Genomic DNA, 21,105 nt, shown 5'->3' on the forward strand with positions numbered 1-21,105 from the left:
CACCAAGCGGTAACGGACCCTGGTTAATCCATTAATGAGTGCAGCAGGCAGGGTGGGCGCCCGCGCAGCAGTCAGTGGTCCCGTGTGTCTGAGTCGCCAGCAACCGCTTGATGTACCTGCTGCTTGGCCGCAGGCAGGCGCGCCAGTGTCCAACAGGCGTGGCGGATCGGCAAGGGGCAGCCGGCCGCGGGAACGCCAGGGCCATCCTTGGCCCTGGGGTGTTTTCAGCGCGGTTGCGACCAGCCCTGGGAGCGGCTGACCGCGCCGCTGAAGGTCTGGCGCCAGGCAGCGGCGGTGGCCGGGTCGATGCGTGGCCGATAGTCGGTACGGGTGTTGTCCAGGGCCGGCAGCTCCAGGCCCAGGCCGCGGGCGGCAAGGCCGGCGCACCCCAGGGCGGTGAGTTCGTCGAAGCGCTGGGTGACGATGGTGCGCTGCAGGATGTCGGCCAGGAACTGGGCGAAATACGGGCTGCGGGCCAGGCCGCCGTCGATCGACAACTGGTCGGTGACGCTCAAGTGCTCGTCCATGGCGCTGATCACTTCGGCGCTGCGCAGGGCCACGCCTTCCAGTACCGCCTGGCACAGGTCCAGGCGGCTGGTGGCGGCGTTCATGCCGATCCATACCGCGCCGGCGCTGCGGTCCCAGTGGGGGCAGGCGAGCCCGGAGAGCGCAGGCACAAAGGCCAGGTCGCGGGAGATCGCCGGGGGCTGGTCGAAGCTCGCCAGTTCCGAGAAGTCGCTGAACAGGCCCAGGCGCCCGGCCCATTCCACTGCCGCGCTGGCGTCGTACACGCCACCGTCCATGGCGTACACCGGTTGGCCGTCGGCCTGCCAGGCGATGGTCGCCAGCAGGCCTTTTTCCGGGGCGCGGATGATCTGCTCGCCGGTGACGGTCAGGGCGAAGGCGCCGGTGCCGAAGGTGATCTTGGCGTCACCGGGGCGGCGGCAGCCGTGGCCGTAGAGCGAGGCCTGCTGGTCCACCACCGAGGCGTTGATCGGGGTCTGGCCGATGCGCCCGAAGTCGCCGACCGTGGCACGGATCTCGGGCAGTGCCTGCAAGGGAACGCCGAACAGCTCACAGAGTTCGGGGTCCCACTGGCCGGTGGCGAGGTTCATCAGCGAGGTGCGCGAGGCGGTGGTGATGTCGGTGGCGTAGACCCCCGCCAGGCGGTCGAGAAAGTACGCATCGGTGGTGCCCAGGCGCAGGCGTCCGGTATCCAGGGCGGCCTTTGCGGCGGGCAGGTGCTCCAGGATCCAGGCCAGCTTGCTGGCAGAAAAGTAGGCGTCCAGGGGCAGGCCGGCCCGTTCCAGGGTCAAGGCCTCGGCGCCGTTGGCGCGCAACTCCTCGATGCGGGCGGCGCTGCGGTTGTCCTGCCAGACGATCACCGGTGACAGCGGTGCGCCACTGATGGCGTCCCAGGCCAGGCAGCTTTCACCCTGGTTGGCCAGGCCGATGGCATCGACCCGGCCGGTGGCTTCCAGGCAGCGTTGCAGGTTGGCCAGCAATTCCAGCGGGTCGTGCTCGACCCAGCCGGGGCGCGGGTGGTGCTGCTGGTGACGCAGCGACAGTTGGATATCGGCTCGGCCCTGCATGTCCACCACCAGCACGCGGGTGCTGGTGGTGCCCTGGTCAAGTGCGGCTATTCGCATGGTCTTCTCTCTTGTTGTGGGACGGGCCTAGTCGATGCAAATGTCCAGTTGGTCGATGTGCGCCGGCAACTGCAACTCCTTGAGGGGGATCAGCAGGCGGCGCTCAGGCAGGGCGGACACCGGCCGGCTCCAGAGCTCCTTGCCCTGGGCGCTGACCCGCAGCGTGCCGCTGACCGCCCGGCTGACCCGCAGTTGCAGGTGCGCCAGGCCGGGGAGTTCGCCGCGCACCAGTTGCGCCGGCACACCGAGCTTGATCGGCGCGGCGTATTTCAGGCTCAGGGCGTCATGGGCATCAGGCAGTTGGCCACGCAGGGCCAGGGCCATCAGGGCGCCGATGCGCCGCCCCTCACGGTAGGACCAGCCGGCGGTCTCGATGGGCCGCAACAGGTTGCCGGCGGCAAAGTAGGCCGGGTCCGAACAGCGGCCGAACTGATCGATCCTGGGCCCGCCACTGCCGCTGTCCAGTTGCAGGTGGCTCAGGCGCACCAGGCTCGACTCCGGGGTGAACTGGCCGGTGAGCAGAACACCGTCACAGGGCATCTCGCGAACCTCGCCGTCGGCCATGCGCACGGTGGCCGACTCCACGCGGCCGGTGCCGTTGATCGCCAGCAGTTGCGCGCCCAGGTGCAGGGGAATGCCCAGCAACCGTGGGAACAGCGACAGCGGCCAGCGGGCGGTGGCACGGCTATTGGCCTCCAGCACGGCCACCGGGCGGATACCGGCGCGCCGGCAACTGAGCACGGCGGACAGGCTGACCAGTTCGGTGCCGATGATCAGTGGCCGTTCGAAGGGCTTGAGGCGCTGTACATAGAGGAAGTTCTGCAGGGCGCCGGTGTTGATCACCCCCACCGGCCGGTCACCGGACAGCAGGCGTGCCGAGCGCGGGGTTTCCCGGGCACCGGTGGCGATCAGCACCTGCTGTGCCTGGATCGTCAGCGGCCCCTCGGGGCTGGCCAGGCGCAGCAGGCCACCGGGTTCGAGGCTGACCACGCTATGGCGCAGCAGGATCACCACCCCCGCCTTCAGGGCGGCCGCGACGTTGCGCCGGGCATAGGCCGGCCCGCTGAGAATGCGCTGGTACTCGCGCATGCCGAAGGGCGGGTGAGCGCAATGCCGGGGGATGCCGCCGGCTTCGTTCTCACGCTCGATGACGATGACCGGGCCTACGCCCTGGCGCCGTAGCTCGATGGCCGCGGCGAGTCCCGCCGGGCCGCTGCCGATGATGGCCGCTTCGGCCTGGCGCAAAGTTTCAGTGCTGTTCATGGCAACGACCTGTGGCAAGGGGGATGGCCAGGCGACTGGCGCTGAGTTCGGCGACCTGGGCCGAGCAGTAGAAACCCTGGCAGCGCCCCATGCAGGCCCGGGTGCGGCGCTTGAGGCCGCCCAGGTCGCCGGGGGCCAGGGGGCCGTTCAGGGCTGCTTCGATCTCGCGCCGGGTAACCAGCTCGCAGTGGCAGACGATTTCGCCATAGCCGGGCTGCTGCCAGTCACGGGGCAGGTGTTCGGCCAGGTTGGGCAACTGCGGCCAGACCGGCTCGCGCACCGGGTAGTGCTGGCAGCGCTGGCTATAGAGTGAGTAGACATGCCGGGCAATGCCCAGGGCGGCGGTGAGCCCGGTGGAGCGGATACCGCCGACGGTGATCCAGTGCCGGGAGTGGTCGGCCGAGATCCGGTATTCCTTCTTTTCGCTGGCGGGGCGCAACCCGGCGTAGGTGGCGGTCACGGGGATGCCGGCAAGCGCTGGAATCCGTTCCACGGCGGCGTCGATCAGGCTTTGCAGGGTCGCCTGGTCGAGGCCGGCGTGGATCCGGTCCTCCTGTTCTTCGGCAGTCGGGCCCACCAGCAGATTGCCGTACACGGTGCGGGTCAGGACGATGCCCTTGGTCCGCTCGTTGGGCACTGGCAGGACGATGCGCTGCAGCAACTGGGCCGCGGCCTTGTCGAAGACCACGAACTGGCCCTTGCGCGGCATGATCCGGAACCCGCTGTGGCCCAGCAGGTTGTGCTCCAGGGTGTCGCCGAACAGCCCGGCGCAGTTGACCACCTGGGCTGCGCGCAGGGAGCCGAGGCTGGTGTGCAGGGTCCAGCAATCGCCGTCGAACTGGCCTTGCTGCACCTCGCATTGCCGGTGCACCCGGGTGCCATGGGCCATGGCCTGTTGCAGATAGCCCAGGGGCGCGGACCAGGGATCGATCAGGTGTTCATCCGGCACCAGCACCGCGCCGACGGCATGGTTGGCCAGCTGCGGTTCCAGGGCCAGGAGCTCGCCGGGTTCCAGCAGGCGCGCGTTATCGACCCCATTGGCCTGGGCCTGGGCGAGGATGCCGGGAAGCTTGGCCTGGTCCTCGGCGTTCCAGGCCACCACCAGGGCCCCGCTCTTGAGCAGCGGCAGGTTCATCGCGCCGTGGATCTCCAGGTACTCCTGGTACCCGGCCTGCATGCACTGCAGTTCCAGGCTGCCGCTGGGGGCATCGAAACCGGTGTGCAGAATGGCGCTGTTGGCCTTGCTCGCGCCCGAGAGGATGTCGCTGCCTTTTTCAAGCAACACCACCCGTGCCCCCTCCAGGGCAAAGCGTCGGGCCATGGCGCAACCGACAACACCGCCACCGACGACGGCCACATCGAAAGTCACATTGTTCGGATAAAGCTCGGTCATATAAATGCCTGTTTCCTGCGGTAGCACCCAAGGATCGGTGCGACAAGCAAAGCATAATATGGGCCATATTTGTTGATTTAATTTGTTATTCGGTCACTAGTCGGTCATTTATTGTGGTTTTAAGGGCCCCGGCCTGTGCGCTACCCGCTGCCGGCCAGCCTTGCCCAGGCGGCGCTTCAGGCGGGGTTGACCACGTGCACTTCGACCTTGGCCTTTTCCAGCGCGGCCTGCAGTTGCGGGCCGGGCTGGCGATCGATCACCAGGCGGTCGATGCGCTCCAGCGGGAATACCTTGAACAGGCCGCGGCGCTCCAGCTTCGACGAGTCGGCGATCACTGTCAGCTGGCGGGCCTGGGCAATCATCCCGCGGGCGATCTCGGCTTCTTCGATGGAGAAGTCCATGGCGCCGTCTTCATTCAGTGCGCCGATGGTGATCACGGCATGTTCAGCGTTGAACCGGGTGATCTGCTCCAGGGCCAGGGTGCCGACGTTCTGGGTCGAGTCGGGGCGGTATTCGCCGCCAATCATGAACACCCGATTGCCTGATTCGCCAATGCAGCCAGCGATTGGCAGGGAGTTGGTGATCACCGTCAGGCGCGTGTGCTGCGCCAGCTCCCGGGCGAAGAACAGGGTGGTGGTGCCGGTGTCGATGAAGATGCTGTCGCCGGCGCAGAACAGCCCGGCGGCATAGCGGGCAATCGCGCGTTTCTCCTGGGCATGCTCGTTCATCCGGGTCTGGAAGGTGTTCTCGTGTTCGCCAGTGGGAGGCAGTGCGGCGCCCCCGTGAAACTTGGTGACCAGGCCGCTTTCCGCCAGTTCGCTGAGGTCGCGGCGGATGGTTTCCTGGGAGGTGGCGGTGATGCGAGCCAGCTCCTCCACGGAGATCCGTTCGCGCTGGCGCAGGAGTTCGAGAATGTGCTGTCGGCGTTCGTTGGGGCGCATGGTGGTTTTCCGTCAGTGGTACTTCGCCACACAAATGGGCAGTTTCTGTTACTTACGCACACCTTTGGCGCAACAGGATGCGGATTCGGTCAAGTTCTCTGGAAAAGTTAAGCATTTAGTTGCCCATTTAACAATGGGTCGCGGTCACCATCCAAGCCATTGCTAGCGGATATCATTGAAAGAACTCAAGATTTTATTGACCGTTACTGAGTTGTTTTTCGGTAATAACCACAACTAATACACATTGTGGCACAGGAAATGCCCTGTATTTCGTTACCGGATCCATCACTTGCCTGTGCGCAGGGGTGGCCGGGCTGGCCTCAACAAGAACGTCCCCGGCGGGGGAACTTATAAATGACGCTCAGAGAGATGAACCCACATGGCTGAATTTGGAAACTACGTCATTTACCTGATCATGCTCGGCGCGGTGCTCGGCGCCCTGTCATCCATCATCAAGCCCGAGAGTGGCCTGGGTAAGGAGTTCGTCAACGGCATCCACTCCATCGGCCCGGTGTTCCTGGCCCAGGCCGGGATCATGGTGGCGATTCCCTACCTGTCCCAGGGTATTTCCCACGCCCTGGGGCCGTTCTTCAACGCCCTGGGCTCGGACGTCTCCATCGCCGCGCTGTCGATCATCGCCGTGGACATGGGCGGCTACCAGTTGGCCAATGCCCTGACCGCCAACCGCGACCTGTGGATCACCGCGATGCTGGTGGGCTACACCTCGGGGGCGACCATCGTCTACCTGATCCCCGTGGGCCTGACCATGCTCGAGCGCAAGGACCACAAGTACCTGGCCCTGGGCGCCATGGCCGGGCTGATCAGCATTCCGTTCGCGGTGCTGATGTCGCTGCTGATCATCACCGCCACTAATCTGCCGGTGCGGGATATCGTTTCCACCAACTCCGAGGCGCTGTACTACCTGTCCCTGGGCTTCGTCGACATGCTCAAGCTGCTGGCGCCGCTGTTCGTGTTCTGCTTCCTGCTGGCGGCGGGGCTGCGCTACCGGCCGCAGATGATGGTCAGGGGCTTTCTGGTGTTCGGCAAGATCATGGATGCGGCGATCAAGCTGATCCTGGCCCTGAGCATCGTCGAGCACTTCACCAAGTTCTTCAGCATCACCTTCGGCGGCTGGGGCTTCGACCCGATGTTCGCCGATGAAAAGGAGCTGTTCCGGGCCATCGAGATCGCCGGCTACATCGGCATCATGCTCGCCGGCACCTTCCCCATCTGCTACCTGTTCCAGCGCTACTGCAAGAAGCCCATGGCGCTGCTGGGGCGCCATCTGAACCTGTCGAGCACCGGTGCCGCGGGGTTCATCATGGTGTTTGCCAACATCATTGCCACCTTCCACCTGTTCAAGCACATGACCGCCCGCGACAAGGTGCTGTGCGTGGCCCTGGGGGTCTGCGCCCAGGCACTGATCGGCGACCACCTGGCGTTCACCGCGAATTTCCAGCCGAGCCTGATCCTGCCGATTCTGCTCGGCAAGCTGTTCGGCGGCTTGCTGGCGGTGGCGATCGCCATCCGCATCTCGGTGCCGGCCGCCCAGCGCTATGAGCAGCAAGAGCAGGAGCAGGCCGCGGCCTTTGCCCTGCAACCTGCGCGGGCCTGACGGCCCGCGTCACCTATCCCTGAAGTCGAGGTAACGATGCGCAAGATTTTCCTGGCCTGCCCCTACAGCCATTCCGAGCCGGCCGTCATCAACGAACGTTTTCTCCAATGCAACCAGGTCGCGGCGCAGATACTGGAAGCCGGCCATGCGGTGTTCAGCCAGGTGAGCATGTCCCACCCGATCAACCTGTGCCTGGCGGGCAAGGACAATGCCGCCATCGGCAAGCTCTGGGCGCCGGTGGATGCCTTGTACATGGCGATGATGGAGGAGCTGATCGTGCTCGACCTGCCGGGCTGGAAGGACAGCGGCGGGATCAAGCGCGAGATCGAGGTGTTCGAAACGTCCGGGCGGCGGGTCAGCCTGTGGTCGCAAGTCCGCCACGAGTTTGCCTGAAGCCCTGGCCGTGCCCGTCGTCGCCTGCGCCGGGTGCGGCCCCGCTCTGAACTGACGACAGCCTGCGCACAGGGTAAACTTGCCCCCCTGCGCAGGAGCAACCATGAACTATCGTCACGCCTTCCACGCCGGCAATCACGCCGACGTCTTCAAACACCTGACCCTGACCCGCCTCATCGCCCTGATGTCGCGCAAGGAACAGCCGTTCGCCTACCTCGACAGCCATGCCGGCATTGGTCTGTATGACCTCAAGGGCGACCAGGCCACGCGCACCGGCGAGTACCTGGAAGGCATCGCACGGCTGTGGGGTGACGAGGATCTGCCGGCACTCACCGCCGACTACATGGCGGTGGTGCACAAGATGAACCCCGATGGCGAGTTGCGTTACTACCCGGGCTCACCGGAGCTGGCGCGGCGCCTGACCCGTTCCCAGGACCGGGTGCTGCTCAACGAGAAACACCCGGAAGACGGCGTGCTGCTCAAGGACAACATGAAGGGTGATCGTCGAGTGGCGGTGCACCTGGGCGAAGGCTGGCACCTGGCACGGGCCCTGCTGCCGGTGGCGGAGAAGCGTGCAGTGATGCTGATCGACCCGCCTTTCGAACAGCTCGATGAGATGCAGCGTTGCGCCGCGTCGTTGAAAGAAGCCATCGGCCGCATGCGCCAGACCGTGGCGGCCATCTGGTACCCGGTCAAGGACCAGCGCGCGCTGCGGCGTTTCTACCAGGACCTGGCCGGCACCGGCGCACCGAAATTGCTGCGGGTGGAATTGCTGGTGCATCCCCTGGACACCCCCAACAGTCTCAACGGTTCGGGCCTGGCGATCGCCAACCCGCCTTGGGGGCTTGAAGAAGAACTGCGCGAGCTGCTGCCCTGGCTGTCGAAGAAGCTCGGCCAGACCCAGGGCGGCTGGCAAATGGACTGGCTGATCGCGGAGTAGCAGCCACAAGCTATAAACCTCAAGCCTCAAGCCTCAGCCGACCACTTGCAGCTTGAGGCTTGCCGCTTGTAGCGGCGTCAGATAGGGCAGGTGACGCCAGTGCCGCCGATGCCGCAGTAGCCCTCTGGGTTCTTCGCCAGGTACTGCTGGTGGTACGCCTCGGCGAAGTACACGGTCGGGGCTTCTTCGATTTCAGTGGTGATGGTGCCTAGGCCAGCCTTGGTCAGTTCGGCCTGGAACACCTCCTTGCTGTGCAGCGCCTGCTCCAGCTGGGTCGGATTGGTGGTGTAGATCACCGAGCGGTACTGGGTGCCGATATCATTGCCCTGGCGCATGCCCTGGGTCGGGTTGTGCAGCTCCCAGAACATTGCCAGCAGTTCTTTGTAGCTGACCTTGGCCTTGTCATACACCACGAGCACCACTTCGGTGTGGCCGGTTAAGCCCGAGCAGACCTCTTCATAGGTCGGATTCGGGGTGAAGCCGCCGGCGTAACCGACAACGGTGCTGACCACGCCCTCGCGCTGCCAGAAACGGCGTTCGGCGCCCCAGAAACAGCCCAGGCCGAAGATCGCGAAGTCGACGTCCTGGAAGAACGGGCCAAGCAGCGGGGTGTCTTCGAAGACAAAGTGCTTTTCAGGCAGAGTCATCGGGGTTTCGCGGCCAGGCAGAGCTTGTTCTTTGGTCGGTAGCACGTTTTTGTTCACCAGAATTTCCGAGCGTAGAACCATGATCAGTCCTCTCAGTCAGGGTGGGATCGAGTAATTAATCAGACACGCAGTTTGCCCGAGTGTTACAGCGCTGTCAGGCAATTGGACCACGAGGATAACGCTTGAGCTTGGCAATCAGCTCGGAGCCGGGAATCGGCCGGTCGAACAGGTAACCCTGGCCGACGTCGCAGCGATGGCGGCGCAGGAAGGCCAGTTGCTCGGCGGTCTCGATGCCTTCGGCCACCACCTTGATCTTCAGGTTGTGGGCCATGGCGATCACCGCGGAGGTGATTTCCATGTCGTCCTGGTTGTCGGGGATCTCGTGGATGAAGCTGCGATCGATCTTGATGATGTCGATGGGGAATTTTTTCAGGTAGCTCAGGGACGAGTAGCCGGTACCGAAATCGTCCATGGCCAGGGTCAGGCCGAGTTTTTTCAGCTGTTCGAGCTGCTGGTGGGTGTCGTCGGTGGCTTCCAGCAGCAAGCCCTCTGTCAACTCAAGTTCCAGCAGTGAAGAGGGCAGCTGCTCTTCCTTGAGGATGCTGGCAATGGAGGCCACCAGGTCCGGGTCGGAAAACTGTTTGGGCGATAGGTTGATCGCCACGTGCAGATTGCCCATGCCGGCAGCCGTCAGTTGCTTGCTCATGCGGCAGGCCTGGCGGGCGATCCATTTGCCGATGGGGATGATCAGGCCGGTTTCTTCCGCCACGCTGATGAACTGGTCGGGGCGGATCATGCCTTTTTCCGGGTGGTTCCAGCGCAGCAGCGCCTCCATGCCCAGCAGGCGACCGCTGCGCAGGCACAGCTTGGGCTGATAGAACACATCCAGCTCGTTCTGGGTCAGGGCGCGGCGCAGGTTGTTCTCGACGAACAGCTTGTAGCTGGCCTCGGCGTTCAGGGCTTCGGTGAACACCTGCACCTGATGCTTGCCGTTGGCCTTGGCCTTGTGCAGCGCCAGGCCAGCGTTGCGCATCAGGGTCTGCGGGTCGCGGCCATGCAGCGGCGCGCTGGCCAGGCCCACGGACCCCGTGACGCTGATCAGCTGGTTGTCGACGAACATCGGCTTGTCCAGGGTCATCAGCAATTGGCTGGCGATCTGCTGGCCGGTTTCCAGGTCGGTGTTGTCCAGCAACACGGCGAACTCGTTGCTGGCGAAACGCGCCAGGCTGCCGCTGGGGCTCAGGCTGTTGCGCAGGCGTCGGGCCAGGCTGATCAGCAGTTTGTCGCCGGTCTGATGGCCGAGGCTGTCGTTGATCCGCTTGAAGTTGTCGATGTCCACCAGCAACAGGCTGATCGGGGTATCGCTGTCTCGGGCAAAGCGCTCGTCGAGATTGCGGATGAACGCCGGGCGATTGCCCAGGTTGGTCAGGTTGTCGGTGTAGGCCAGGCGCTCGATGCGCTGCTGGGCGAGCTTGGTCTGGGTGATGTCTTCGTAGATGCCGATGTAGTGGGTCAGCTCGCGATTGTCGCCATACACCTTGGAGATCGACAGCTGGCCCCAGTAGGGCTCGAGGTTCTTGCGCCGGCTCTTGAACTCGCCCTGCCAGCTGTTGCTCTTGGCCAGGCTGGAGGGGGCGTCGAACAGCAGCTCGCTGAGGTTCTCCAGGGCCGGCAGCTCGGATAGCCGGTGGCCGTGGACCTCTTCAGTGCTGTACTGGGTGATGGCGGTAAAGCTTGGATTGACGTATTCCACCACGCCGTCGCAATTGACCAGCAGAAAGGCGTTGGCGCTCTGTTCCACGGCGCGCTGGAACAGGTGCAGGGCGCTGGTGGCGGCCCGTCGGTTGTGGTTGTTGATGACTTGGGCGAACTGGTCGGCCAACTCGCCGGCGAAGGCGATCTCGTCGGACTGCCAGGCCCGAGTCATGCCGGTCTGTTCCAGGCACAGCACGCCGACCACCTGGCCGTCGATGCGGATGCTGGCGTCGAGCATGGCGTTCACATCCCGCGGGCGCAGGCTCTCGGCCATTTCCCGGGTGCGCGGGTCGCGCATGGCGTTCTGGGCGTCGATGGCACGGCAACTGTGCAGGGCTTCCAGGTAGTCGGGAAAGTTGCTGGCGTCGATGGGCTCCGGCATTTGGTATTCCTGGGTGCCGCGATGGTAGGCGGCAATCGGCACCAGTTGCTGCTCTTCCAGGTTCCAGATGCTCGCGCAATCGATCTGGTAGATGTCGCAGGCGCAGCGAGTGATCAGTTCGGCGGCCTCCTTCAGGGAGTTGCCGCTGCTGTAGCGCTGGCGGGTCAGGAGCAGGATCAGGTCCTGCTGCGCACGTACCCGCTCCAGGTGCTGCAGTTGTTCCTGCTGCGCCCGCTGGTTGAGCTCCAGGGCGATCTGCAGGCGGGTGTTCTGAGTCTCGAGGTCCAGGGTCGGCAGGGGCGAGGCGTTGCTGAACAGCCCTTCGACCACCAGCAGATAACCGCGCAGCAGGTGCCGGTTGTGCTGTTTGTAGGCCTCGCCCAGCTCGAGGATGCTCAAGGGGCCCTGGCCGGTATGCAGGGTATAGCGGATCAGGTAATGGGGGTTGTGGCTCAGTTGCTCCTGGATGGCGTCATGCAACTGATAGCGCGCCTCGGGCTCCATCAGGCTGGCATAGGGAGAGCCGACCAGGGCGCAGAGTTCGACGGCGGGCAGGCCGAACTGGCGTTCGCAATTGGGATCGAGAAACAGCAGCGCCCAGCTCGCTTCATTCAGCCGCTCGAAACGCAACATGCCGAGCCGCGAGGGCACGGGCAACTGCGTCACTACCTCGGCCGCCATACGGCTGGCGGCATCGGGTTGGCTTTTCATGGGGAAACTCGCTTCGAAATTGCTGATCGCGCCGGGCTCACGCCCTCTTTACTGTTGCCTGCGGCAAGGTTGCATCATGGCGCATCGACTGACAAGTAAGATGAAGGCTAAGTGCTATAAACCTGTATCGGCAGGCCGAAGGATTTCTGAAAAGTAACTTTTCAGTGCTTTTGGCTCGGCGACCGGCGGGCAATTGGCGGCGTTTTTCTGGCAAAAAAAGCCCCGCCAAATTGACGGGGTTGAGGTACGAGCGTGGCGCTCGGAAAGGGTGCGCAACCGGCCCGCCCATGACGGGAGGGCCGGCTCGCGGGTTACAGCAGGATGGTGCGGATGTCTGCCAGCAGGTCGCTCAGGCGCTTGGTGAAGCGTGCGGCGGCCGCGCCATTGATCACGCGGTGATCGTAGGACAGCGACAGGGGCAGCATCAGCTTCGGCTGGAAGGCCTTGCCGTCCCAGACGGGCTGGATGGTGGCCTTGGAAACACCGAGGATCGCCACTTCCGGCGCGTTGACGATCGGCGTGAAGCCGGTGCCGCCAATGTGGCCGAGGCTGGAAATGGTGAAGCAGGCGCCTTGCATGTCGTCAGCGGTAAGCTTCTTGTCGCGGGCCTTGGCGGCCAGCGCAGCGGCTTCGGCTGCCAGTTGCAACAGGCTCTTCTGGTCGACGTTCTTGATCACCGGTACCAGCAGGCCATCCGGGGTGTCGACGGCGAAGCCGATGTTCACGTACTTCTTGCGGATGATCGCTTTGCCGCTGGGCGCCAGCGAACTGTTGAAGTCCGGCAGTTCCTTGAGCAAGTGCGCGCACGACTTGAGCAGCAGCGGCAGGATGGTCAGCTTGACGCCGGCCTTCTCTGCAACGGCTTTCTGCGCAACACGGAACGCTTCCAGCTCGGTGATATCAGCCGAGTCGAACTGAGTCACGTGCGGGATGTTCAGCCAGCTGCGGTGCAGGCTCGACGCGCCGATTTGCATCAGGCGGGTCATCGGCACTTCTTCGATTTCGCCGAAGCGGCTGAAGTCGACGGCCGGAATCGGCGGGATGCCCGCGCCACCGGTTGCGCCAGCAGCAGCGGCTGGTGCTTCCTTGGCCTTCTGCATCATTGCCTTGACGTAAGCCTGCACGTCTTCTTTCAGGATGCGACCGTGGGGACCGCTCGGGCTCACCGCGTTCAGCTCGACGCCGAACTCGCGAGCCAGCTGACGCACGGCTGGGCCCGCGTGCACTTTCGCGCCCGGCTTGGCAGGCGCGGCAGCCGGGGCTGCAGCAGGTGCAGCAGCGGCCGGAGCAGCGGCTGGAGCGGCGGCGGGTGCCGGAGCGCTGGCAGCAGGGGCCGCCGGGGCAGCAGCAGGCGCCGCGCCTTTGACTTTCAGCTTGAGGATCAGGTCGCCAGTACCGACTTCGTCGTCCAGCTTGATCAGTACGCTTTCCACGATACCGGCGGCGGGCGATGGAATTTCCATGCTGGCCTTGTCGGATTCGAGGGTGATCAGCGACTGGTCGGCTTCAACGCTGTCGCCGGCCTTGACCAGTACTTCGATGATCTTGGCCTTGCCGGCCGAGCCGATGTCCGGAACGTGGATGTCCTGGACGCTGTCGGCCACAGGCGCTGCCGGGGCTGCGGCCGGAGCAGGCGCAGCGGCAGCGGCTGGAGCCGCAGCCTGGGCTGGCGCGGCAGCAGGAGCTGCAGCCCCGGCCACTTCCAGGTCCAGGATCAGATCGCCGGTGCCGACTTCGTCGTTGAGCTTGACGTTGATGGCCTTGACCACGCCAGCGGCAGGCGACGGGATTTCCATGCTGGCCTTGTCGGATTCCAGGGTGATCAAGGATTGATCAGCCTCGACGGTATCGCCGACCTTGACCTGAAGCTCGATGATCTGGGCCTTGCCCGACGAACCGATGTCCGGCACGTGCACCTGCTGCACCGAAGCGGCAGCAGGGGCTGCTGGCGCAGCGGCCGGAGCCGGCGCGGCAGCGGCTTTTTCAGCCTTGGCGGCAGGAGCGGCGGCAGGCGCAGGGGCCGCAGCTGCGGCGCCCTCGACTTCCAGTTCCAGCAGTTCGTCGCCTTCTTTCAGGCGATCGCCCAGCTTCACTTTCAGGCTCTTGACCACACCGGCCTTCGGCGCAGGGATTTCCATGCTGGCCTTGTCCGACTCCAGCGTCAGGATGCTCTGGTCGGCTTCGACACGGTCGCCGACCTTCACAAACAGTTCAATTACTTCACCTTCACCGCTGCCGATGTCAGGTACGCGAATGAGTTCGCTCACAAAAAGTCTCCTCAGCAGTCCAGTGGGTTGCGTTTTTCCGGGTTGATACCGAACTTCGTGATGGCTTCAGCCACGACCTTAGGTTCGATGTCACCACGGTCAGCCAAGGCTTCCAGGGCTGCCAACACCACGAAATGACGATCGACTTCGAAGAAGTGACGCAGTTTCTTGCGGCTGTCGCTGCGGCCGAAACCGTCGGTGCCCAGGACCTTGAATTCCTTGGACGGGACCCACTGGCGGATCTGTTCGGCAAACAGCTTCATGTAGTCGGTGGAGGCGATGACCGGACCTTTACGGCCGCTCAGGCATTCCTCGACATAGCTCAGCTTCGGTTTCTGGCCAGGGTGCAGGCGGTTGCTGCGTTCTACGGCCAGGCCGTCGCGACGCAATTCGTTGAAGCTGGTCACGCTCCATACGTCAGCGCCGACGTTGAACTCTTCACGCAGGATCTTCGCTGCTTCACGGACTTCACGCAGGATGGTGCCGGAGCCCATCAGCTGCACGTGGTGCGCGGCTTCCTTGGTGTCTTCCTCGAGCAGGTACATGCCCTTGACGATGCCTTCTTCGGCACCGGCCGGCATGGCTGGCTGCTGGTACGACTCGTTCATCACGGTGATGTAGTAGAAGACGTCCTGCTGCTCTTCGGTCATCTTCTTCATGCCGTCCTGGATGATCACCGCCAGCTCATAGCCATAGGTCGGATCAAAGGTGCGGCAGTTCGGAATGGTGGCCGCCAGGATGTGGCTGTGACCGTCTTCGTGCTGCAGGCCTTCACCGTTGAGGGTGGTACGGCCGGCAGTACCGCCGATCAGGAAACCACGGGTGCGGCTGTCGCCGGCAGCCCAGGCCAGGTCGCCGATACGCTGGAAGCCGAACATCGAGTAGAAGATGTAGAACGGCAGCATCGGCTGGTTGTGGCTGGAGTACGAAGTGCCGGCAGCGATGAAGGAGCTCATGGCGCCCGCTTCGTTGATGCCTTCTTCGAGGATCTGGCCCTTCTTGTCTTCCTTGTAGAACATCACCTGGTCTTTATCGACTGGCTCGTAGAGCTGGCCGACGGACGAGTAGATGCCCAGCTGGCGGAACATGCCTTCCATACCGAAGGTACGGGCTTCGTCCGGGATGATCGGCACGATGCGCGGGCCGATGTCCTTGTCCTTGACCAGTTGTGCAAGGATCCGCACGAAGGCCATGGTGGTGGAGATTTCACGGTCGCCCGAGCCGTCCAGGATAGCCTTGAGGGTATCGAGGGGTGGGGTCGGAATGCCGAAGCTTTGAGCGCGGCGTTGTGGCACGAAACCGCCCAGGGCAGTGCGGCGCTCGCTGAGGTAGCGGGCTTCGGCGCTGTTCGGCTCCGGCTTGAAGAACGGCAGGTTTTCCAGTTCTTCGTCCTTGACCGGAATGTCGAAGCGGTCACGGAACAACTTCAGGCTGTCGACATCGACTTTCTTGGTGTTGTGCGCAGTGTTCTTCGCTTCGCCGGCGCCGGTGCCATAACCCTTGATGGTCTTGGCCAGGATGACGGTTGGCTGCTCTTTGTGGTTGACCGCTTCGTGGTAGGCCGCATAGACCTTGTACGGGTCGTGGCCGCCACGGTTGAGTTTCCAGATCTCGTCGTCGGACAGATCGGCAACCATCGCCTTGAGTTCAGGGGTGTTGAAGAAGTGCTCGCGGACGAACGCGCCGTCCTTGGCCTTGTAGTTCTGGTACTCGCCGTCGATGACTTCGTCCATGCGGCGCTGCAGGATGCCGTCGACGTCCTTGGCCAGCAGTGGGTCCCAGAAACGGCCCCAGATGACTTTGGTGACGTTCCACTGGGCACCACGGAACACGCCTTCGAGTTCCTGGATGATCTTGCCGTTGCCGCGAACCGGGCCGTCGAGGCGCTGCAGGTTGCAGTTGATGACGAAGATCAGGTTGTCCAGCTTCTCGCGGCCGGCCAGGGAGATTGCGCCCAGGGATTCCGGTTCGTCGCACTCGCCGTCGCCCAGGAAGCACCAGACTTTCTGCTTGCCTTCCGGGATGAAGCCACGGGCTTCCAGGTACTTCATGAAGCGTGCCTGGTAGATCGCCTGGATCGGGCCCAGACCCATGGATACGGTCGGGAACTGCCAGAAGTCAGGCATCAGCCAAGGGTGCGGGTAGGACGACAGGCCCTGACCGTCGACTTCCTGGCGGAAGTTGTTCATCTGCTCTTCGGTGATGCGGCCTTCCATGAACGCACGGGCATAGACGCCTGGCGAGGTGTGGCCCTGGAAGTAGATCAGGTCGCCGCCGTGTTCGTCGGTCGGGGCCTGGAAGAAGTAGTTGAAGCCAATGTCATACAGGGTTGCGCTGGAGGCGAAGCTGGAGATGTGACCGCCCAGGTCAGAATCTTTCAGGTTCGTGCGCATAACCATGGCCATCGCGTTCCAGCGAACCAACGAGCGAATGCGGCGTTCCATGAACAGGTCGCCAGGCATGCGTGCTTCGTGGGTGACGGGAATCGTGTTGCGGTACGGCGTGGTGATGGCGTAGGGCAGTTGCGAGCCGCTGCGGGTCGCGAGTTCGCCCATACGGGTCATCAGATAGTGAGCACGGTCTTCGCCTTCTTTATCGAGAACCGATTCCAGGGCGTCCAGCCATTCCTGGGTTTCGACGGGATCGAGGTCTTGCATGGCTTGCTCCAGGGCGGAAAGGCTTCCAGAATCGGTTGCCTGAGTTTGCGACTGGCCTTGTGGGCAGACGATTATAAATTCTTGGATTGCCGGAGGTTGATCCGGCGGCGTGTAGTTTTACTACAAATCGTCGGCCATTTCAGCCTTTCGAATGTATATACGAGTAGTAAAACTACAGAAGAGCGGCTTGTGGCCTCCAGCTGCGTTGTGAGAATAATCGTTACTGTTGGTCGATGACTAACGGGAATAGGTAATAAATTAATGCCAGCTGCTAAAAAAAACCTATTTTCAGCTATTTCTAACTTTTGTTCGACAGTCCATCACGCCGCCTGCCCTCGACATCCGTTCCCGCCCGCGTTTTCCACGCCGATCAAGGATAGCCCATGAGCCTGCCCGCGCTTGCCCCAGTCCCCGCGATTCTCCTGCCACTGGTCAGCCGTGGCGAGCAGTCGTTTCGCAGCGCCGTCGAGGCCCTCGAGGGTGACCCCGGCGTAGCGGACTGGAGCGTCGAGCGCTGGGCCGAGTTTGCCCGGGTGGCGGCCGCCAGCGACTTTTTCATTGAACAGACGCTGCGTGACCCTTTGATGTTGCTGGAGCTGGTACGTTCCGGAGAGTTGGATCGCCGTTTCGCCCCTGGTGAGCTGTGCGGGCAGATTGCCGCCGCGGTGCAGGCCGCCGAGACCGAAGATCAACTGGGGCGCGTGCTGCGCCGCCAGCGTACCCGGCAGCAGGTGCGGATCATCTGGCGCGACCTGACCCGCCAGGCGGACCTGGTGCAGACCTGCCGCGACCTTTCCGACCTGGCCGATGCCTGTATCGATCAGGCCTATCAATGGCTGTACCTGCGTCACAGCCAGCAGTTCGGCATTCCCACCGGTGGCCGCAGCGGCGAGCCGCAGCAGATGGTCATCCTCGGCATGGGCAAGTTGGGGGCGGTGGAGCTCAACCTGTCTTCGGACATCGACCTGATCTTCGCCTACCCCGAGGGCGGCGAGACCGTGGGGGTCAAGCGGCCCCTGGATAACCAGGAGTTCTTCATCCGCCTGGGGCAGCGTCTGATCAAGGCCCTGGATCCGATGACCGTCGATGGCTTTGTGTTTCGTGTCGACATGCGCCTGCGGCCCTATGGTTCCGCCGGCGCCCTGGTGCTGAGCTTCAATGCCCTGGAACAGTACTACCAGGATCAGGGTCGCGACTGGGAACGCTACGCGATGATCAAGGCGCGGGTGGTGGCCGGGGACCAGGTCGCCGGGGCGCAGTTGCTGGATATGCTGCGGCCCTTCGTCTATCGGCGCTACCTGGACTTCTCCGCGATCGAGGCGCTGCGCACCATGAAGCAGCTGATCCAGCAGGAAGTCCGGCGCAAGGGCATGGCCGACAACATCAAGCTGGGCTCGGGAGGCATTCGCGAAGTCGAGTTCATCGCCCAGGCTTTCCAGCTGATCCATGGCGGCCGTGATCTGAGCCTGCAGCAGCGTCCTCTATTAAAGGTGCTTGGCACCCTGGAGGGGCAGGGTTACTTGCCGGCGGCGGTGATTGATGAATTGAGGGACGGCTACGAGTTCCTGCGTTACACCGAGCATGCGATCCAGGCGATTGCCGATCGCCAGACCCAAATGCTTCCGGACAACCCCCAGGATCAGGCGCGGATCGCCTTCATGCTGGGCTTTGCCGACTGGAACGCCTTCCATGAACAACTGATGTACTGGCGCGGCCGGGTGGAGTGGCACTTCCGCCAGGTCATTGCCGACCCGGATGAGGACGAAGGCGCGGAAAGCGAGGTGGTGGTGGGCGGCGAATGGCTGCCGCTGTGGGAGGAGGCCCAGGACGAAGAGGCGGCCTGTCGCCAACTGCAGGAGGGTGGTTTCATCGACGCGCCCAAAGCCCTACGGGCCCTCGCCGGACTGCGCGGCAGCCCGCAATTGCGGGCGATGCAGCGCTTGGGACGTGAGCGCCTGGACGCCTTCATTCCGCGTTTGCTGGCCCAGGCGGTGGAACATGCCAATCCGGACCTGGTGCTGGAGCGGGTTCTGCCGCTGGTGGAAGCCGTGGCGCGGCGCTCGGCTTACCTGGTGCTGCTGACGGAAAACCCTGGTGCCCTGCGGCGCTTGCTGACCCTGTGCGCCGCCAGCCCATGGATCGCCGAGCAGATCACCCGCTTTCCCTTGCTGCTGGACGAGTTGCTCAACGAGGGGCGTTTGTTCAAGCCGCCGCAGGCCCCGGAGCTGGCGGCCGAGTTGCGCGAGCGCCTGACGCGCATTCCCGAGGATGACCTGGAACAGCAGATGGAGGCTCTGCGCCACTTCAAGCTGGCCCACCGCTTGCGGGTGGCCGCCTCGGAGATTGCCGGCAGCCTGCCGTTGATGAAGGTCAGCGACTACCTGACCTGGCTCGCCGAGGCGATCCTGGAGCAGGTACTGGCCCTGGCCTGGCGCCAGACGGTGGCCAAGTACGGCGCGCCTCTGCGTACCGATGGCACCCTGTGTGACCCGGGGTTCATCATTGTCGGCTACGGCAAGGTGGGGGGAATCGAGCTCGGACACGGTTCCGACCTGGACCTGGTGTTCATCCACGATGGTGATCCCCAGGCGGAAACCGACGGCCCCAAACCCATCGACGGTGCGCAGTTCTTCACTCGGCTCGGGCAGCGCATCATCCATCTGCTGACCACCCAGACCAACTCCGGCCAGCTGTACGAAGTGGACATGCGCCTGCGGCCGTCCGGTGCCTCGGGCCTGTTGGTGAGTTCCCTGGGGGCCTTTGCTCGCTACCAAGAGAACGAAGCCTGGACCTGGGAACACCAGGCGCTGGTGCGGGCCCGGGTGCTGGTGGGCAGCCAGGATGTGGGCCAGGCCTTTGAAAAGGTCCGGGCTGCGGTGCTGGGGAAAAGCCGCGACCTGCCCAAGCTGCGCCAGGAAGTCAGCGAGATGCGGGCCAAGATGCGTGACAACCTGGGCAGCCGCCTGACCGCCGCCGGAACCGCGGCCAATGCCTTCGAGGCCACGGCGCCGTTCGACCTCAAGCAGGACGCCGGAGGTATCGTCGATATCGAATTTATGGTGCAATACGCGGCCCTGGCGTGGTCCGAAGAGCACCCGTCATTGCTGCGCTACACCGATAACATCCGCATCCTGGAAGGTCTGGAGCACGTCGGGCTGATGCCGGCGAGCGATGCCAGCCTGCTGCGCGAGGTCTACAAGGCCTACCGCTCCGCGGCTCACCGACAGGCGTTGCAGAATGAGGCCGGAATCATTGCCGGTGATCAATTTGTGACCGAACGACGGGAAGTGTTACGGATTTGGCGTGAGCTGGGGCTAAGCTAATCGGCATAATGCGGCCGCAAATGTATTCGGCGAGCCGCGAAGCTCGCCCCAACCGAACCGACGGTGAAGGCCGCGGTGCTGGATTCTCGAGGCGGGGAGGCGTATGCCTCCCCGGTTCGTTTATGGAAACCACATGAATATTCTGATCGTTGGGCCCAGTTGGGTCGGTGACATGGTGATGGCGCAGACACTCTTCGAGTGCCTGAAACAGCGCCATCCGCAATGCGAGATCGACGTGCTGGCCCCCGAGTGGAGCCGGCCGATCCTTGAGCGCATGCCCCAGGTACGCCAGGCCTTGAGTTTTCCCCTCGGTCACGGCGCCCTGGAACTGGCGACCCGTCGGCGCATCGGCAAATCCCTGGTCGGTCAGTACGATCAGGCGATCCTGCTGCCCAACTCGCTGAAGTCGGCGCTGGTGCCGTTTTTTGCCGGCATTGCCAAGCGCACCGGCTGGCGCGGCGAGTTCCGCTACGGCCTGCTCAACGACGTGCGCAAGCTGGACAAAGAACGCTATCCACTGATGATCGAGCGTTTCATGGCCCTGGCCTATGAGCCGGGCGCCGAGCTGCCCCAGCCTTACCCTCGCCCGAGCCTGCAGATCGATCCGCAAAGCCGTGATGCGGCCCTGGCCAAATTCGGCCTGAGCCTGGACCGGCCGGTGCTGGCGCTGTGCCCGGGAGCCGAGTTCGGTGAAGCCAAGCGCTGGCCGTCCGAGCACTACGCCCAGGTTGCCGAAGCGAAGATCCGTGAAGGCTGGCAAGTCTGGCTGTTTGGTTCGAAGAACGATCATGGCGTCGGCGAAGAGATTCGCGGGCGGCTGATCCCCGGGTTGCGCGAGGAGTCGAGCAACCTCAGTGGCGAGACATCCCTGGCCGAGGCCATCGACCTGCTGTCCTGCGCCGATTCGGTGGTGTCCAACGATTCCGGGCTGATGCACGTGGCCGCGGCGCTGAATCGCCCGCTGGTGGCGGTGTACGGCTCCACCTCGCCGGGCTTCACTCCGCCCCTGGCTGACCAGGTCGAAGTGGTGCGCCTGGGGATCGAGTGCAGCCCGTGTTTCGACCGTACCTGTCGCTTCGGTCACTACAACTGCCTGCGCCAGCTCCTGCCACAGCCGGTGAACGAAGCCCTGCAACGGTTGCAGGGCTCTGTGGTCGAGGTTCAATAAG

At 63.8% G+C, this 21,105-nt stretch carries 13 protein-coding genes; 5 read left to right on the forward strand and 8 right to left on the reverse strand.

Features of this window, described 5'->3' with window-relative positions; all coding sequences use genetic code 11:
* Positions 1-224 precede the first annotated feature (224 nt).
* From U873_RS0122605 to U873_RS0122620, 4 genes are all read right to left on the reverse strand, one after another.
* On the reverse strand, positions 225-1,649 hold the full coding sequence (locus U873_RS0122605; RefSeq protein WP_025130403.1) for a glycerol kinase: 1,425 nt from the start codon (positions 1,647-1,649) through the stop codon (positions 225-227).
* A gap of 27 nt (positions 1,650-1,676) precedes the next feature.
* The gene (locus tag U873_RS0122610) at positions 1,677-2,912 is read right to left on the reverse strand and encodes an NAD(P)/FAD-dependent oxidoreductase (RefSeq protein ID WP_025130404.1); all 1,236 of its coding nucleotides are present in this window, start codon (positions 2,910-2,912) and stop codon (positions 1,677-1,679) included.
* Complete coding sequence (locus tag U873_RS0122615; protein ID WP_025130405.1) at positions 2,899-4,305, reverse strand: NAD(P)/FAD-dependent oxidoreductase; 1,407 nt, start codon at positions 4,303-4,305, stop codon at positions 2,899-2,901. The genes U873_RS0122610 and U873_RS0122615 overlap by 14 nt, the downstream gene beginning before the upstream one ends.
* A gap of 176 nt (positions 4,306-4,481) precedes the next feature.
* Positions 4,482-5,246: a DeoR/GlpR family DNA-binding transcription regulator gene (locus U873_RS0122620; RefSeq protein WP_025130406.1), complete on the reverse strand. Its 765-nt coding sequence runs from the start codon at positions 5,244-5,246 to the stop codon at positions 4,482-4,484.
* A 379-nt stretch (positions 5,247-5,625) separates the two neighbouring features.
* Between U873_RS0122620 and eutH the strand changes: the two genes are divergently transcribed.
* From eutH to U873_RS0122635, 3 genes are all read left to right on the forward strand, one after another.
* The gene (eutH, locus tag U873_RS0122625; RefSeq protein ID WP_025130407.1) at positions 5,626-6,861 is read left to right on the forward strand and encodes an ethanolamine utilization protein EutH; all 1,236 of its coding nucleotides are present in this window, start codon (positions 5,626-5,628) and stop codon (positions 6,859-6,861) included.
* A 36-nt stretch (positions 6,862-6,897) separates the two neighbouring features.
* The gene (locus U873_RS0122630; protein ID WP_025130408.1) at positions 6,898-7,254 is read left to right on the forward strand and encodes a DUF1937 family protein; all 357 of its coding nucleotides are present in this window, start codon (positions 6,898-6,900) and stop codon (positions 7,252-7,254) included.
* Positions 7,255-7,357: 103 nt separating this feature from the next.
* A complete protein-coding gene (locus U873_RS0122635; RefSeq protein WP_025130409.1) occupies positions 7,358-8,194 on the forward strand; it encodes a 23S rRNA (adenine(2030)-N(6))-methyltransferase RlmJ in 837 nt (278 codons plus the stop codon).
* A 77-nt stretch (positions 8,195-8,271) separates the two neighbouring features.
* Here U873_RS0122635 and msrA read toward each other — a convergent pair whose 3' ends face one another.
* The 4 genes from msrA to aceE form a co-directional block, all read right to left on the reverse strand.
* Positions 8,272-8,922, reverse strand: a complete 651-nt coding sequence (gene msrA, locus U873_RS0122640) for a peptide-methionine (S)-S-oxide reductase MsrA (RefSeq protein WP_025130410.1) — start codon at positions 8,920-8,922, stop codon at positions 8,272-8,274.
* Positions 8,923-8,995: 73 nt separating this feature from the next.
* Complete coding sequence (locus U873_RS0122645; protein ID WP_025130411.1) at positions 8,996-11,689, reverse strand: GGDEF and EAL domain-containing protein; 2,694 nt, start codon at positions 11,687-11,689, stop codon at positions 8,996-8,998.
* Positions 11,690-12,000: 311 nt separating this feature from the next.
* Entirely contained in the window at positions 12,001-13,956 is a 1,956-nt protein-coding gene (aceF, locus tag U873_RS0122650) for a dihydrolipoyllysine-residue acetyltransferase (RefSeq protein WP_025130412.1), read from the reverse strand.
* Between the two features lie 11 nt (positions 13,957-13,967).
* Complete coding sequence (gene aceE / locus U873_RS0122655; protein WP_025130413.1) at positions 13,968-16,613, reverse strand: pyruvate dehydrogenase (acetyl-transferring), homodimeric type; 2,646 nt, start codon at positions 16,611-16,613, stop codon at positions 13,968-13,970.
* A 383-nt stretch (positions 16,614-16,996) separates the two neighbouring features.
* On the opposite strand from aceE, the gene glnE reads away from it, so the two are divergent.
* Positions 16,997-19,936, forward strand: coding sequence for a bifunctional [glutamate--ammonia ligase]-adenylyl-L-tyrosine phosphorylase/[glutamate--ammonia-ligase] adenylyltransferase (gene glnE, locus U873_RS0122660; RefSeq protein ID WP_025130414.1), 2,940 nt, complete (start codon positions 16,997-16,999; stop codon positions 19,934-19,936).
* A gap of 133 nt (positions 19,937-20,069) precedes the next feature.
* On the forward strand, positions 20,070-21,104 hold the full coding sequence (gene waaF / locus U873_RS0122665; protein WP_025130415.1) for a lipopolysaccharide heptosyltransferase II: 1,035 nt from the start codon (positions 20,070-20,072) through the stop codon (positions 21,102-21,104).
* The last annotated feature ends 1 nt before the right edge of the window (position 21,105 follow it).

This window comes from Pseudomonas sp. PH1b, assembly GCF_000633395.1.
In the GTDB taxonomy this organism is placed as follows: Bacteria; Pseudomonadota; Gammaproteobacteria; order Pseudomonadales; family Pseudomonadaceae; genus Aquipseudomonas.

What these genes read in the sequence shown, in the direction of transcription:
- glnE (WP_025130414.1), top strand. Translation starts at nt 16,997, where the DNA reads ATGAGCCTGCCCGCGCTTGCCCCAGTCCCCGCGATTCTCCTGCCACTG.
- waaF (WP_025130415.1), top strand. Translation starts at nt 20,070, where the DNA reads ATGAATATTCTGATCGTTGGGCCCAGTTGGGTCGGTGACATGGTGATG.
- U873_RS0122635 (WP_025130409.1), top strand. Translation starts at nt 7,358, where the DNA reads ATGAACTATCGTCACGCCTTCCACGCCGGCAATCACGCCGACGTCTTC.
- msrA (WP_025130410.1), bottom strand. Translation starts at nt 8,922, where the DNA reads ATGGTTCTACGCTCGGAAATTCTGGTGAACAAAAACGTGCTACCGACC.
- U873_RS0122620 (WP_025130406.1), bottom strand. Translation starts at nt 5,246, where the DNA reads ATGCGCCCCAACGAACGCCGACAGCACATTCTCGAACTCCTGCGCCAG.
- aceE (WP_025130413.1), bottom strand. Translation starts at nt 16,613, where the DNA reads ATGCAAGACCTCGATCCCGTCGAAACCCAGGAATGGCTGGACGCCCTG.
- U873_RS0122630 (WP_025130408.1), top strand. Translation starts at nt 6,898, where the DNA reads ATGCGCAAGATTTTCCTGGCCTGCCCCTACAGCCATTCCGAGCCGGCC.
- U873_RS0122615 (WP_025130405.1), bottom strand. Translation starts at nt 4,305, where the DNA reads ATGACCGAGCTTTATCCGAACAATGTGACTTTCGATGTGGCCGTCGTC.
- U873_RS0122605 (WP_025130403.1), bottom strand. Translation starts at nt 1,649, where the DNA reads ATGCGAATAGCCGCACTTGACCAGGGCACCACCAGCACCCGCGTGCTG.
- U873_RS0122645 (WP_025130411.1), bottom strand. Translation starts at nt 11,689, where the DNA reads ATGAAAAGCCAACCCGATGCCGCCAGCCGTATGGCGGCCGAGGTAGTG.
- eutH (WP_025130407.1), top strand. Translation starts at nt 5,626, where the DNA reads ATGGCTGAATTTGGAAACTACGTCATTTACCTGATCATGCTCGGCGCG.
- U873_RS0122610 (WP_025130404.1), bottom strand. Translation starts at nt 2,912, where the DNA reads ATGAACAGCACTGAAACTTTGCGCCAGGCCGAAGCGGCCATCATCGGC.